Here is a 12,474-nt window from a genome sequence, read left to right as displayed (position 1 = left end):
CCTTTTCCCATATTATAACATAAATTTTCTGATTATTCACATTAATTACTTGTAATCAATATTTCTCAACTGTTACACCTCTTACAGCAGCCTTAATATACGGTGACCCTTGTAAACTTTGTAAATCCTCTGTTTTTCCTGTTACGACTATACCGTATATTGGTAAGTCTTTTGGTTTGGTGTTTTTTATTTCTTTATCCCGCATTAACGGGCAGTAAGACCTCACATCAAAATTCAGCGGAAGCAAAGAAATTAGGTGGGGGGCGGACTGCCCGTAAAAGCCCGATTGGTGAGGGCTGATAATCAGTGGGGGATGAACCACTCCACTGATTAAAGTTTCACTTTATAGTTTATCCTAAAATATTCTCGATATCCCTCTTTATTTTCACTTAAAGATATTCAAATGCAGCTTTTATAAATTTTTTCATAATAAAAAGCACATCCATTTTGATGCGCTTTTCACATATATTTTAGTAAAATATGAATCATTTTTTTGAAGCAAAAACTCCCACTCCTCTCTCCCCATACTATCGTTATGACTTAGTTGCCATAATAATTGAACGAGGATAGAACTCCAACTTTTCATAAAACGATACAGCTTCATTTCCATACACTACTGTTAATTCAATTTCATCTATCTTCTTCGCTTTAAACCATTCCACTGCACTATTCATTAATTTTAAGCCAAATCCGTTTCTTCGGTATTTTTCATCAACGAATAAAACTTCAATCTTTCCGCTTACACTTTTACTATACGCTATACAAAACCCTAATATATCATCTGTTTCCGCCTCAACTAATAATTCAATTCTATATTCTCCGTAATTTGAATTCTGTTTATAATTTTCAATACGTTCCTCAAATGTCATTCTTGGATAATCACCAGAAAAATGTTTTGATTTATTATTATGATATTCATGTAATTTATTTAAAGGTTCTCTTATTATTTCTATTTCACCGAGAGTGATATATTTATTACTAATTTTCATCCTACAGCATCTCCAATAATATATATTCCAACAAAAAAGAAGATCATTTTACGGTTATAAAATAACAATCTATTATTTCATCGCTTCCTTCACAACATCTTGAATCATAACAACTTCTGTTTTCATATCAATAGACGGTGCTTCTTCATCGATACATTCATACCAAAATGCTAAGTGCTTTTTATCAATTTCATGATGAGAATTTTCGACATGAGTCCCACCTTTTCCTTGCACAGAATACCAATATAAGTACTCTTCTCCATCTCTTATTTCCCGGAAAATTGTCTCAACGTACATCTTTTCGTCATTTAATGTCAAAAGTACTTCTTTCATATTATCATTAAGAAGCTGCATCCATTCATCTACTCGATGACTCTTACCAGGCTTAACTTTAAATCTCGTTAATTCTACATTCATTTTTATTCCCCCGTTTTCTTACGTACAAACAAACTATATTCTATTGGATGATAAAAATTTAATTTACTAGCTAATTTTACCGAAGGAATATTGTCTACATAACAATCCCAACTCGGTATAATATCATTTTGCATGCAATGTTCAATGAACCTTGTCGCAACAGCTTGAGCTAATCCTTTCCCTTGATGCGCTTCATGTGTTGCAATATCTATTTCAGCAAAACCATTCCCGTTAAATATTGAGACACATTCAGCTACAATTATCCCATCTTGTTCTATACAAAATCCAAAACCACTGTTCAAAAACGTTTCTTTTGATCCCCAATACTCTTTGTAGTACTCCTCTTTAAATTCACTGCTTCGCTCTATATCTCTTATATCAATACGCTTCACTTCATATGTATTTTTGTTAAAATCTCGTTGTTTCTCTTCAAAGGTTACGCTTTGAAATTTCATTCGCGGGATGTTCCGAAGTACATTACTAAAACGCTCTTCTATCATCATTTCCCATTCTTCGCTCGAAGTGAACAGTGTAAATCTCTTCTCTGTTTTTTCAATAGCCTTTTTGATATACGAAAATAAATCTTCGTTATACTTGTGATCATCCGTATCACCAAATAAATAATAGATACCGTTAGCTGTAATAATTAATCCTGCTGTTAATTGCCCGTTTACAAAAACCTCACCATCTATCATTCGATCACATACGGCATAAGCAAACGTCGTCGTTCTTGTATTACCTTCTAAAACCGGAAGAACTTTTCCATACTCAGCTACAGATAATTTTTTCATAATTGCTCCACCTTAATCGTATCAGCCTCTATATGTTCAAAACAAAGATTTACCGTTCTCTTTAATGCTCTCGTTCTATGAATCGTACATGCTGGAATTAAAATAGAATCATTTGGCTTTAAAACCGCTGTTTCTCCATTTTCAAAATCAATAAGTAATTCTCCCTCTAGCACAATAAATAATTCATCCGAATTAGAATGATAGTGCCAATCATATTCACCAGTAAATACAGCGATTCGTAAGCAATGACTGTTTATATTTGAAACGACGAAGTTTTTATGTTGATCTTGAATGTCCTTTGTTAATTCTATTAAGTTCACAGTTTCCATCTTTCGTCTCATCCTTTCATTAGTCGTTCTTCTGAAAAATTAACTTAATCTCCACCCCCTCCGCAATCTCCTCCACCATCACTTGAGCTACTACAATCACTGCTACTGTAGTCACCGAATCCACTTGATGAGCTTGAAGCGTATGAAGATTTTTTACTTCTTTTTCTATCTTTTTTACTTTCATGACTAGGCCATACTGTATCAAAAAATATAACGAATAAGACTAATTCTATTGCAACAAGGATAAATACTAAAATACTCTCAATAATATTAGGATTTATCTCAAAACTGTAAAACACTCCAAATGAATACATACACAAAATTACATACAGAGCCATACAAATATACCGAAATGATTTCTCTATCGTAATGACTACTTTTTGTGAAAAAGGTATGTTCTGCTCCTGTTTTTTCTTTATGTACTTTTGTCTTTTAGCTTGCTTTCGCTTTCTCTTTTTGCTCCCCATAGAATTCCCTCTTTTTTTATTATACAATTCTAAATTATCATAATAAAAATCGATTTACACCAATAAAGTGAAACTTTGATCAGTGGGGGTTTTATTCATCCCCCACCTAACTTCTTTGCTTCCGCTGAATTTTTGGGTGGGGGGTCTTACTGCCCGTTAATGCGGGATAAATAACAATTATTCACATGTTATTTCCCCATATAAAAAAGACCCTCCTCACGAAAAGGAAGGTCTCAAATGTATTTCTATTATGATAAAGCAGGAGCTTTTTCAAGTAGCTCTTTCGCATCAGCGTATTGTAAGCCATGAGCTTCTGCAACTGCTTCGAATGTTACATAACCATCTAATGTGTTAATACCTTTTAATAGTGCAGTGTTGCCTAGGCAAGCATCTTTATAGCCTTTGTTCGCAATTTGTACTGCATATGGTACTGTAACGTTTGTTAATGCAAGAGTTGACGTACGTGGAACCGCACCTGGCATATTAGCAACTGCATAATGAACAACGCCATGTTTTTCGTAAGTTGGGTTGTCGTGAGTTGTAATACGATCAGTTGTTTCGAAAATACCACCTTGGTCAATCGCGATATCTACAACGACAGAACCTGGTTCCATTGATTGAATCATTTCTTCTGTTACAAGTTTTGGCGCTTTTGCACCTGGAATTAATACCGCACCAATCACAAGGTCAGATTCTTTTACAGCTTCTGCAATGTTGTATGGATTAGACATTAACGTTTTTACTTGGTTACCGAAAATGTCATCTAGTTGACGAAGACGTTCTGCACTTAAGTCGATGATTGTTACATCCGCACCTAAACCTACTGCAATCTTAGCTGCGTTTGTACCAGCTTGACCACCGCCGATGATTGTTACTTTGCCGCGTTTTACCCCTGGAACGCCTGCAAGTAAAATACCTTTACCGCCTTTGTTTTTCTCAAGGAATTGTGCACCGATTTGTGCGGACATACGACCAGCTACTTCACTCATAGGTGCAAGTAATGGTAAAGAACGATTGTCTAATTGTACTGTTTCGTATGCGATTGATGCAACTTTGTTATCGATTAATGCTTTCGTTAATTCTGGTTCTGGAGCTAAGTGTAAGTATGTGAATAAAATTAAACCTTCACGGAAATAGCCGTATTCACTTGCTACTGGCTCTTTTACCTTCATAACCATATCTTGATTCCATGCTTCTTCAGCAGTTTCTACAAGTTTCGCACCAGCTTGTACGTATTCTTCATCCGTAAAACCAGATCCTAAACCTGCTCCTTTTTGAACAAAAACTTCATGACCATTTTGTACTAAATGTACTGCTCCCGCTGGCGTCATTGCCACACGGTTTTCATTGTTTTTAATTTCTGTTGGAATACCGATACGCATGATTAGTTCCCCCTTGAGTTATGAAATGACCCCTGAATCATTTTTTAAAGCGCTTTCTACGCTCTTATATTTTAACATAATATCTCAATATTTGACAAAAAATAATACAAGTTTTCCGATAGATTTAATTTTATATTAAAAGACAATATTATCCGCACCTCTCAGCACAATGGATAAACTGTCCAATTATTTGAAACTTCATCTTATTTTATTCTATCGATGTCTATGAATAACATCCACTGCACCAGTCACTTCAATAATTGTACCGGTAATCATATCGGAATCGTCCTCACATAAAAACGAAATGGTTCTTGCAATATCTTCACCTGTTCCAGATCTACCAATCGGTGTGTTATGCTCTTTCAGCTGACGTGCTTCTTGAATAGTTGCCTCTTTCATATCGCCTATAATATCACCAGGACATACCATGTTCGCAGTAATACCATACTCCGCTTCTTCATAAGCAACTGTTTTCGTTAATGAAACAAGTCCTACTTTGGCCGCTGCAAAAGCTGAACGATAAATCCATCCCGGTGCACTATCCGCCCCTTGAAATCCGTAATTAATAATACGGCCAAAGCTCTGTTTTCTCATGACCGGAACGACAAGTTTTAATAAATGAAATACCGCTGTTAAATTTCCCTGAATCATTTCATTCCATTCATCTTCTTCATAATCAACTAACTTTTTTCGTTCAAATACATATGGACCAGCATTATTAATTAAGAAATCAATTTTGCCAAAACGGCTTATCGCTTCTTCTACCATTTTATGTAAATCTTCCTTTTTCGTGACATCCGCTTGCACGAATTGTAGACGCTCTTCCATATTTTTATATGTTTCTTTCAACTTTTCCATAGCCGTGATATCGCTATGATACGTTACTGTTACTGAATATCCTTTAGCCAATAACTTTTCTGTTACTTGCTTTCCTAAACCTTTCGTACCGGCTGTAATGAGCGCGTGTCTCACAAACATGCCTCCTTTTAAATTGCTATACTTCATATGTAACAAGTTCTCGCTCCAATTACAACTAAAATGAATTGAAACAGAGTTTTCAAAATTCTGTAACGTTTCTGGCAAGCACGTTACCAAAATTTGTTTTATAATTAAGTTGTAAACAGTTATAAAACAGATTGGGAGGAATTTACTATGAATAATACATATACAAATATTTTAATCGCGGTGGATGGTTCTAAAGAAGCAGAAAAAGCCTTTAAAAAAGCAATTCAAGTCGCAAAGCGCAACAATGCAACATTAACAATCGCTCATATCGTTGATGTAAAAGCGTACTCAGCAGTAGAGGCTTATAGCCGTGCAATTGCTGAACGTGCAAATCTATTTGCAGAAGACTTATTAGAAGACTACAAAAAAACTGCGCTTGAAGCTGGTCTTGAAAAAATTGAAACTGTATTAGAATTTGGTAACCCTAAATCTAAAATTTCAAAAGAAATCGCTCCAAACCATAAAGTAGATTTAATTATGTGTGGTGCGACTGGTTTAAATGCTGTTGAACGCTTCCTAATCGGTAGCGTCTCTGAACATATTATTCGCTATGCGAAATGCGATGTCCTTGTTGTTCGTGGTGATGAGGAGCAAGGTGATCTTTAATTTATAGATAAAACACCAAGTCCACATGGGCTTGGTGTTTTTCATTTCACATATTTCACTATAAATACAAGACAAGCCACAATAACAACAGTAATTGCTAATACATAGGGAGGAAGAAACTTCAAAGACCATAATGCCATCATAATCGTCGCAACCGTTAAGTATGCTTACTTTGCATCTTCTGTCATTTTTTTACGAAGTAAGAAGACGTACAAATAGCCAATTGGCGGCGTAATGAAGCAAAGAACATATATGATTTTTGATTTTAAATACCATTTTTGTTCTCCAAGTTTCTTTATATCCCCTTCTATTCTCTTATGCTCTTGTTCTCTCGCTTCTTCTACAAGCGGATTTTCCTCTTCTCCTCGCTTTTCTTTCATATAAGGAAGAAAGTGCATAAAAAAATAGTATGCGAATACGAACGCTCCAAATCCAATATTTAATCTTTCTAATGGAATATGCTCACTAAAAAAAGCAGCAGTAAGCACTAAAGACAAACAGTACGTCATCATCCAAAATGAACGTTTTCTCTTTTTCCGTTCCATTTCTTTTTTATCTTGTACATGTTTTCTTTTCGAAAGCCATATTGAAATACAGCAATCTACTAGAAATAGAGAAAAAATAAATATCGCAACGTGTACTGTTTCTACATTTCCAAATGAAAATACGTTTGGGAATGCAACATACAATACAATTAACGTGTACAAAATTAGCCCTATAAAATAAAGTGAAACTTTAATCAGTGGGGGGTTTTGTTCATCCCCCACTGATTATTAGTTGAACCAATCGGGCTTTTACGGGCAGTTGATCCCCACCTAACTTCTTTGCTCTCGCTAAATTTTGAGGTGGGGGTCTTACTGCCCGTTAATGCGGGATAAATACGTCTCATTTTTCATCCCTTTCTTATTTCCTAACATTACGTTAACATACATTTTTTAGAAATAGACGGACAAAATATATATGTGTAAAAAAGGAGGATGCTATATGGATGATTCTGAACGCATTATTTTAGACGTGAACGGAAAAGAAATTGAAATGCTAGATAAGATTCGCACTCATTTTAAAGAGAAACATGGCGTTGAACTAAGTAATGGTGCATTGCTTCGTGATTTGATGGATATTGAGTATATTCGAATTACGGAAGATCGACATAAGTATGATTAAAAGAAAAACGACTGCAGGCGAATGCCATCAGTCGTTTTCTTTCTTTATTTAAGCTCTTGATGTTTCCCGCCCATACCACCAGGCTCATTGCTATCTTGGTGTACAGTTAGTTTATTTGTTTTCGTATCTTTTAAAACTCTATATGTATATGATTCATTTGGTTCATCTTTAAACTGTACATTCATACCATATGAATCCATTTTGCTATAAAAGGCCGGTTTTATATATAAAATATCACTTTCTTTATATCCTTTATCTTGCAAATGCCACATCGTTGCGATAATCGCTTCTTCTCGCTTTTCTTTTTCACCAACATACATATATTTGTCCAAAAGAAACACTTTAGCATTTGCAATTAAACTAATTACCAGTACAATGATAAACACTATTTTTTTCATAGACTTCCCCTAAATTGTTATTTTTTACTACATTGTAACTTAAATGCTAGTAAAAAATAAAGTACGCCAGACTTTACTAGACTGGCGTACTTCCCAACTCAATTCTTAATAAATTCTTTCGTTAACCCCTTCGCCTTCTCCAAAGCGTTTTTGATTTGTTCAAACCCTGTCCCACCAGCACTATTACGACGCTTTACAGCCGCATATGGTGAAAGAACTTCATACAAATCTTCTTCAAATAAAGAGCTCATTTCTTGATATGTTTCAAGCGGGACATCTAATAAATAAATTCCTTTTTGTGTGCAATGTAGCACTAACTTCCCAACAATTTCATGAGCTTGACGGAATGGTAGTCCTTTGTTTGCTAAGTAGTCGGCAATTTCTGTTGCGTTGGAGAAATCTTGCGTCACAGCTTGCCCCATTTTTTCTTTGTTTACAGTCATCGTTTCAAGCATGCCCGCCATAATATGAAGGCATCCTTCTACTGTTTTGACTGTATCAAACATTCCTTCTTTATCTTCTTGTAAGTCTTTATTGTAAGCGAGTGGTAATCCTTTCATTACTGTAAGTAAACTGAATAAATTACCGTATACTCTGCCTGTTTTACCACGGATTAGTTCCGCCATATCCGGATTTTTCTTTTGCGGCATAATGCTGCTACCTGTCGCATATTGATCGCTCATTTCAATAAATTGAAACTCTTGGCTACTCCATAAAATAAGTTCCTCACAAAAACGTGATAAGTGCATCATGAGCATAGATGAATTACTTAAAAACTCCAGTATGAAATCACGATCACTTACTGCATCTAAACTATTTTCATAGATTCCATTAAACCCAAGAAGTTCCGCACTATATTCTCGGTCGATCGGGAATGTCGTCCCAGCTAGCGCTCCTGCCCCTAACGGCGAAATGTTAATACGCTTTAACGAATCTTCATAACGATTCACATCACGCTCTAACATCCAAAAATAAGCGAGAATATGATGAGCAAATGAAATCGGCTGAGCACGCTGCAAATGCGTATAGCCCGGCATAATGGTTTCAATATTATTTTCTGCTTGGTGAACAAGAACAGTTTGCAATTGTTTTGTAGCTTTTATAATATGTTCTACCTTTTCTTTTAAATACAAATGCATATCTGTCGCCACTTGATCGTTACGACTTCGGCCTGTATGAAGTTTCCCTCCTACTTCACCGATTTTTTCAATTAACATCTTTTCAATATTTAAATGAATATCTTCAGCTTCAATCGAAAAATGTAATTTATTTTGTTTCGCTTCTTCTAATAAATATTGAAGACCTATCTTTATTTTCTCTGCCTCTTCTTTCGTAACGATGCCTTGCTTTGCTAGCATCGTTACGTGTGCAATACTCCCTTTTATATCTTGATTTACTAATTGTTGATCGAAGGAGATGGATGCTCCAAACTCTTCAACCCACGCTTCCGCTTCTTCCGTAAAACGTCCGCCCCAAAGTTTGCTCACGCTTCCACCTTCTTTTGATTCACTTGGCTGTATACTTTCGTCGGTAAACCAAATAATGAAATAAATCCAACTGCTGCATCATGATTAAATTCATCTTGAGCAGTATATGTTGCTAATTTTTCATTGTATAAAGAGTATTCAGATTTACGTCCTTCTACAATCGCATGACCTTTAAATAATTTTACACGCACTGTACCTGTTACATTCTTTTGCGTTTCTTGTAAAAATGCATGAAGCGCTTGTTTTAAAGGAGAGAACCATAAACCGTTATAAATAAGTTCTGTTATTTTCTGTTCAATCACTGGTTTAAAATGTGCTACTTCTTTTACGTGTGTTAAATCTTCCAACTCTTTATGTGCAGTGATTAACGTCATTGCTGCTGGGCATTCGTATACTTCACGAGATTTAATACCGACAAGACGATTTTCTACGTGATCGATACGTCCAACGCCATGTTTTCCAGCAAGTGCATTTAACGTTTTAATTAATTCTGCAAGTGAATATGCAGTACCATTCAAAGTCGTCGGTACACCTGCTTCAAATCCGATTTCTACAAACTCTGGTTTATTCGGTGTATCTTCTAATGCTAATGTCATCTCATATGCCTCTTCTGGTGGTGCTGCCCATGGATCTTCTAAAATTCCACATTCGTTGCTGCGTCCCCATAAGTTTTGATCGATTGAAAACGGGCTATCTAAATGAATCGGAATTGGTACATCGTTTTCTTTTGCATATGCAATTTCTTCTTCACGTGACCACTTCCATTCACGTACAGGCGCAATCACTTCTAAGTAAGGATTTAATGCTTGGATAGAAACTTCAAAACGAACTTGGTCATTTCCCTTTCCTGTACATCCATGTGCAACTGCAGTTGCACCTTCTTGTTCTGCGATTTCTACTAATTTCTTCGCAATAAGCGGACGAGATAATGCAGAGACAAGAGGGTATTTCCCTTCGTATAATGTGTGTGCTTGCATCGCCATCAATGCATATTCATTCGCAAATTCTTCTTGGACATCCACCATATATGATTTAATTGCACCAACTGAAAGTGCCTTTTCTTTCACAAACCCTAAGTCTTTTCCTTCCCCTAAATCTAAACAAAGTGCGATAACATCATAATTCTTCTCTTGTAACCATTTAATTGCAACGGAAGTATCAAGACCTCCGGAATATGCTAATACAACTTTTTTCTTCTCCATTTTGCATCCCCCTAAAGAATAAATATTCATTTTCTTTTATAATAATTCAAACTTTAACACCTTTTACAAAATGTATCAAGAGTCATTTTCAAATTTTTTCAAACAATTTCGTCGAACTTTTTTCTGTTTTTCTGTACAATATAAGCAGGAAAACGGGGGTGAACTTATGGAAAAGTATTTCTTATACGATAATCATCTAGGAATTGAAATTCCGCATTTACAAGAAGATTGGGAAGATATCCCCGAAAAAATGCAGCATGCTATTTTACTAAAATGGGAACAAATTCGCGGGAAAATTCCTGATCGTATAAAAGAACTTGAGCACTATATTAATACAAAACAACATCATTTAAATAACGAAGAAGACTTCGAAGTTTCTTGTAAACTAAATTCAGAAATTGCCGATCTTGCTTCCATCATTAATGACCTTTGGCTTTGGTATCGACTCACTCAAAATGTATCTGAGGGGAAAGCACACCAATGAAAAAAGCATGCCCCTCAATTACTTTGGGTCATGCTTTTTTGTCGTAACATGATTTACAATATATCTCTTGTGCTGTTTTCGCCAAACACACATCAAATGGACCAACTAATATACTTCTTTCTTTCGGCAACTTTACAAAAGCAACAAGTTCTTCTTCATATTGAATTTTTTTCTGACATGAAACGCATATTAATTCTTTTCTTTTGAACATGTCTTTTAGCATATCTTCACTCTCCCCTTCATCTATCTATATTAATATACTCTCATAATAGTTAAGAGTTGTAAAAAAATGACACATTTCGAATCGAATGATTCATATACTATGTACAAAAGGAGGTCTAAAGCTTATGCGTGCTTTCGTTATTATCGCTTTAACTTTTTTAAGTGTAATTAGTTGGGATGCGTTTTTTAAAGATAAAAGTGATGAAAAGAACACAACGGAATAAAACCCTTTTTTTCTTGCTTATTGGACAAACCGTTACAAACTGTCCAATCCTCTGAAATAACTTAGGCTTTGCTACAAAAATATTTAAACATAACATTTTTTGTAGATTCCCTCCGTTTATTGTCGGTTTCCATCCGCATACATTTTTTAAAAGTATGATATAATAGTATAAATCTTGAAGGAAGGGATTTTGATATCATGATCGCTCGAAGGAGCATGTGGCATCGTATTGACGAATCATACACGTAGCGTATTTTTCAGCTCAGATACTTTAGTCTAGCGAAAAAAATACGAGAGTGGGGAAATTATGATTGCCCGAAGGATAATTTGGCAAAAAAAAGACTCTTCTTACACATAGCGTTTTGTTTAGGACTTAATTGTTACTAACTAAACAAAACAAAGAAGAGCAGGATTGCTAAATGACGAATCCTACTCCACGTTTTGTTTAGTCGTTTTAAGACTTAAACTAAAACGAAGGTAGGGAGAATTGATGGACGAGAGGATTATTCGTTATTTCTTCAGCGACATATAGCGTAGTTAGTTTTTTCGTAAACTAACTGAAAGCTACATGTGAGCTCGTAGTTAGTTTACAACACAAAAAGGACTACTAACTACGGAAAGAAGGAATAACGATGAGGAACATCCAAAGTCGGCAAATTATTAAAGAAATTTTTATGGTTTTAATCGGTTCATTTATTTTAGCAGCAGCGCTATATCACATTCACTTCCAAAACCACTTAACAGAAGGTGGCTTTGTAGGAATTGCACTATTCATTCAAAACTTTTATGATATTTCACCATCTATTTCAACTGTATTAATGGATATCCCAATTATTTTACTGTGTGCTTCATTTTTGGGTAGAAAAATGGTTGGCTATTCATTCTTAGGTTCTATTTCATTCGGATTATTTTATTCCTTAATGGAAAATTATTCTCCATTTACGGTAGATTTATCAAATAATTTATTTATAGCTGCAATAGTTGGCGGTGCGTTAGCTGGTATTGGACTCGGTTTTATATTGCGATTTGGCGGTGCAACCGGTGGAGACGATATTTTAACAATTGTATTAAGTAAACGAACTCGTTTTACAATTGGGCAAATTTTCTTCGTCTTTGACGCGATTGTTCTTGCGCTTTCATTATATTATTTAAATTGGACAGAAATTGCTTTTACTATTCTTTCGATTGCCGTACAGGCAAAAACATTGGATTTAATTTATTATCCAAAAACAGAAAAAACAGCAGAAAAGCAGCCAGTATCTGTTCCAATGTCCAAAAAACATGCAACAAATTAAAAAAGCGAAAGGC

Annotated in this window: 15 protein-coding genes and 2 pseudogenes; 4 read left to right on the top strand and 13 right to left on the bottom strand. The window is 35.2% G+C overall.

Annotated features, from left to right (window positions below; translation table 11 throughout):
* Window positions 1–55: 55 nt before the first annotated feature.
* The 8 genes and pseudogenes from MR160_RS05080 to MR160_RS05040 all read right to left on the bottom strand — a co-directional run.
* A pseudogene (locus MR160_RS05080) lies at window positions 56–196 on the bottom strand (anti sigma factor C-terminal domain-containing protein); the annotation flags it as partial.
* A gap of 337 nt (window positions 197–533) precedes the next feature.
* The gene (locus MR160_RS05070) at window positions 534–989 is read right to left on the bottom strand and encodes a GNAT family N-acetyltransferase (RefSeq protein ID WP_000703677.1); all 456 of its coding nucleotides are present in this window, start codon (window positions 987–989) and stop codon (window positions 534–536) included.
* A 72-nt stretch (window positions 990–1,061) separates the two neighbouring features.
* Window positions 1,062–1,406, bottom strand: a complete 345-nt coding sequence (locus MR160_RS05065) for a DUF6176 family protein (RefSeq protein ID WP_001100212.1) — start codon at window positions 1,404–1,406, stop codon at window positions 1,062–1,064.
* Window positions 1,407–1,408: 2 nt separating this feature from the next.
* Window positions 1,409–2,197 carry a GNAT family N-acetyltransferase gene (locus MR160_RS05060; protein WP_000736719.1) on the bottom strand — a complete coding sequence of 263 codons (789 nt, stop codon included), beginning with the start codon at window positions 2,195–2,197 and terminating at the stop codon, window positions 1,409–1,411.
* On the bottom strand, window positions 2,194–2,526 hold the full coding sequence (locus MR160_RS05055; protein ID WP_000450936.1) for a cupin domain-containing protein: 333 nt from the start codon (window positions 2,524–2,526) through the stop codon (window positions 2,194–2,196). Before MR160_RS05055 ends, MR160_RS05060 begins: the two co-directional genes overlap by 4 nt.
* 44 nt (window positions 2,527–2,570) lie before the next feature.
* A complete protein-coding gene (locus tag MR160_RS05050; protein WP_000534961.1) occupies window positions 2,571–2,993 on the bottom strand; it encodes a hypothetical protein in 423 nt (140 codons plus the stop codon).
* Window positions 2,994–3,241: 248 nt separating this feature from the next.
* Window positions 3,242–4,375, bottom strand: coding sequence for an alanine dehydrogenase (ald, locus tag MR160_RS05045; protein WP_001219402.1), 1,134 nt, complete (start codon window positions 4,373–4,375; stop codon window positions 3,242–3,244).
* A 213-nt stretch (window positions 4,376–4,588) separates the two neighbouring features.
* Window positions 4,589–5,380, bottom strand: a complete 792-nt coding sequence (locus tag MR160_RS05040) for an SDR family oxidoreductase (protein WP_033668923.1) — start codon at window positions 5,378–5,380, stop codon at window positions 4,589–4,591.
* A gap of 147 nt (window positions 5,381–5,527) precedes the next feature.
* On the opposite strand from MR160_RS05040, the gene MR160_RS05035 reads away from it, so the two are divergent.
* The gene (locus MR160_RS05035; protein ID WP_001066672.1) at window positions 5,528–5,986 is read left to right on the top strand and encodes a universal stress protein; all 459 of its coding nucleotides are present in this window, start codon (window positions 5,528–5,530) and stop codon (window positions 5,984–5,986) included.
* 41 nt (window positions 5,987–6,027) lie between these two features.
* On the opposite strand, the pseudogene MR160_RS05030 reads toward MR160_RS05035, so the two are convergent.
* Window positions 6,028–6,726: pseudogene (locus MR160_RS05030) on the bottom strand (hypothetical protein).
* A gap of 244 nt (window positions 6,727–6,970) precedes the next feature.
* On the opposite strand from MR160_RS05030, the gene MR160_RS05025 reads away from it, so the two are divergent.
* Window positions 6,971–7,150 (top strand): hypothetical protein, encoded by a 180-nt coding sequence (locus tag MR160_RS05025; RefSeq protein ID WP_000342753.1) that lies wholly within the window; start codon window positions 6,971–6,973, stop codon window positions 7,148–7,150.
* Between the two features lie 44 nt (window positions 7,151–7,194).
* Here the strand turns inward: MR160_RS05025 and MR160_RS05020 are convergent, their stop codons facing one another.
* The 3 genes from MR160_RS05020 to MR160_RS05010 form a co-directional block, all read right to left on the bottom strand.
* Entirely contained in the window at window positions 7,195–7,548 is a 354-nt protein-coding gene (locus tag MR160_RS05020; protein ID WP_079246007.1) for a DUF3139 domain-containing protein, read from the bottom strand.
* Between the two features lie 98 nt (window positions 7,549–7,646).
* The gene (gene argH / locus MR160_RS05015; RefSeq protein ID WP_079246008.1) at window positions 7,647–9,035 is read right to left on the bottom strand and encodes an argininosuccinate lyase; all 1,389 of its coding nucleotides are present in this window, start codon (window positions 9,033–9,035) and stop codon (window positions 7,647–7,649) included.
* Window positions 9,032–10,237, bottom strand: coding sequence for an argininosuccinate synthase (locus MR160_RS05010; RefSeq protein ID WP_242297096.1), 1,206 nt, complete (start codon window positions 10,235–10,237; stop codon window positions 9,032–9,034). Before MR160_RS05010 ends, argH begins: the two co-directional genes overlap by 4 nt.
* Before the next feature lie 166 nt (window positions 10,238–10,403).
* Here MR160_RS05010 and MR160_RS05005 point away from each other — a divergent pair, with 166 nt between their 5' ends.
* A complete protein-coding gene (locus tag MR160_RS05005; protein ID WP_000417222.1) occupies window positions 10,404–10,721 on the top strand; it encodes a hypothetical protein in 318 nt (105 codons plus the stop codon).
* A gap of 28 nt (window positions 10,722–10,749) precedes the next feature.
* On the opposite strand, the gene MR160_RS05000 is transcribed toward MR160_RS05005, so the two are convergent.
* Entirely contained in the window at window positions 10,750–10,944 is a 195-nt protein-coding gene (locus MR160_RS05000; RefSeq protein ID WP_000910278.1) for a hypothetical protein, read from the bottom strand.
* Between the two features lie 854 nt (window positions 10,945–11,798).
* On the opposite strand from MR160_RS05000, the gene MR160_RS04995 reads away from it, so the two are divergent.
* Window positions 11,799–12,461, top strand: a complete 663-nt coding sequence (locus tag MR160_RS04995) for a YitT family protein (RefSeq protein WP_001244514.1) — start codon at window positions 11,799–11,801, stop codon at window positions 12,459–12,461.
* The last annotated feature ends 13 nt before the right edge of the window (window positions 12,462–12,474 follow it).

Origin of the sequence: Bacillus cereus group sp. BfR-BA-01382, assembly GCF_022663475.1 — a bacterium.
GTDB lineage: Bacteria > Bacillota > Bacilli > Bacillales > Bacillaceae_G > Bacillus_A > Bacillus_A thuringiensis_S.
The sequence above is the reverse complement of the archived record's forward strand: the minus strand, read 5'-3'. Positions and strand labels throughout refer to the sequence as shown.

Bases quoted from the DNA above. Each gene is read 5' to 3' on its own strand.
- MR160_RS05070 (WP_000703677.1), bottom strand. From the start codon at position 989: ATGAAAATTAGTAATAAATATATCACTCTCGGTGAAATAGAAATAATA.
- MR160_RS05065 (WP_001100212.1), bottom strand. From the start codon at position 1,406: ATGAATGTAGAATTAACGAGATTTAAAGTTAAGCCTGGTAAGAGTCAT.
- MR160_RS05060 (WP_000736719.1), bottom strand. From the start codon at position 2,197: ATGAAAAAATTATCTGTAGCTGAGTATGGAAAAGTTCTTCCGGTTTTA.
- MR160_RS05055 (WP_000450936.1), bottom strand. From the start codon at position 2,526: ATGGAAACTGTGAACTTAATAGAATTAACAAAGGACATTCAAGATCAA.
- MR160_RS05050 (WP_000534961.1), bottom strand. From the start codon at position 2,993: ATGGGGAGCAAAAAGAGAAAGCGAAAGCAAGCTAAAAGACAAAAGTAC.
- ald (WP_001219402.1), bottom strand. From the start codon at position 4,375: ATGCGTATCGGTATTCCAACAGAAATTAAAAACAATGAAAACCGTGTG.
- MR160_RS05040 (WP_033668923.1), bottom strand. From the start codon at position 5,380: ATGAAGTATAGCAATTTAAAAGGAGGCATGTTTGTGAGACACGCGCTC.
- MR160_RS05035 (WP_001066672.1), top strand. From the start codon at position 5,528: ATGAATAATACATATACAAATATTTTAATCGCGGTGGATGGTTCTAAA.
- MR160_RS05025 (WP_000342753.1), top strand. From the start codon at position 6,971: ATGGATGATTCTGAACGCATTATTTTAGACGTGAACGGAAAAGAAATT.
- MR160_RS05020 (WP_079246007.1), bottom strand. From the start codon at position 7,548: ATGAAAAAAATAGTGTTTATCATTGTACTGGTAATTAGTTTAATTGCA.
- MR160_RS05010 (WP_242297096.1), bottom strand. From the start codon at position 10,237: ATGGAGAAGAAAAAAGTTGTATTAGCATATTCCGGAGGTCTTGATACT.
- MR160_RS05005 (WP_000417222.1), top strand. From the start codon at position 10,404: ATGGAAAAGTATTTCTTATACGATAATCATCTAGGAATTGAAATTCCG.
- MR160_RS05000 (WP_000910278.1), bottom strand. From the start codon at position 10,944: ATGCTAAAAGACATGTTCAAAAGAAAAGAATTAATATGCGTTTCATGT.
- MR160_RS04995 (WP_001244514.1), top strand. From the start codon at position 11,799: ATGAGGAACATCCAAAGTCGGCAAATTATTAAAGAAATTTTTATGGTT.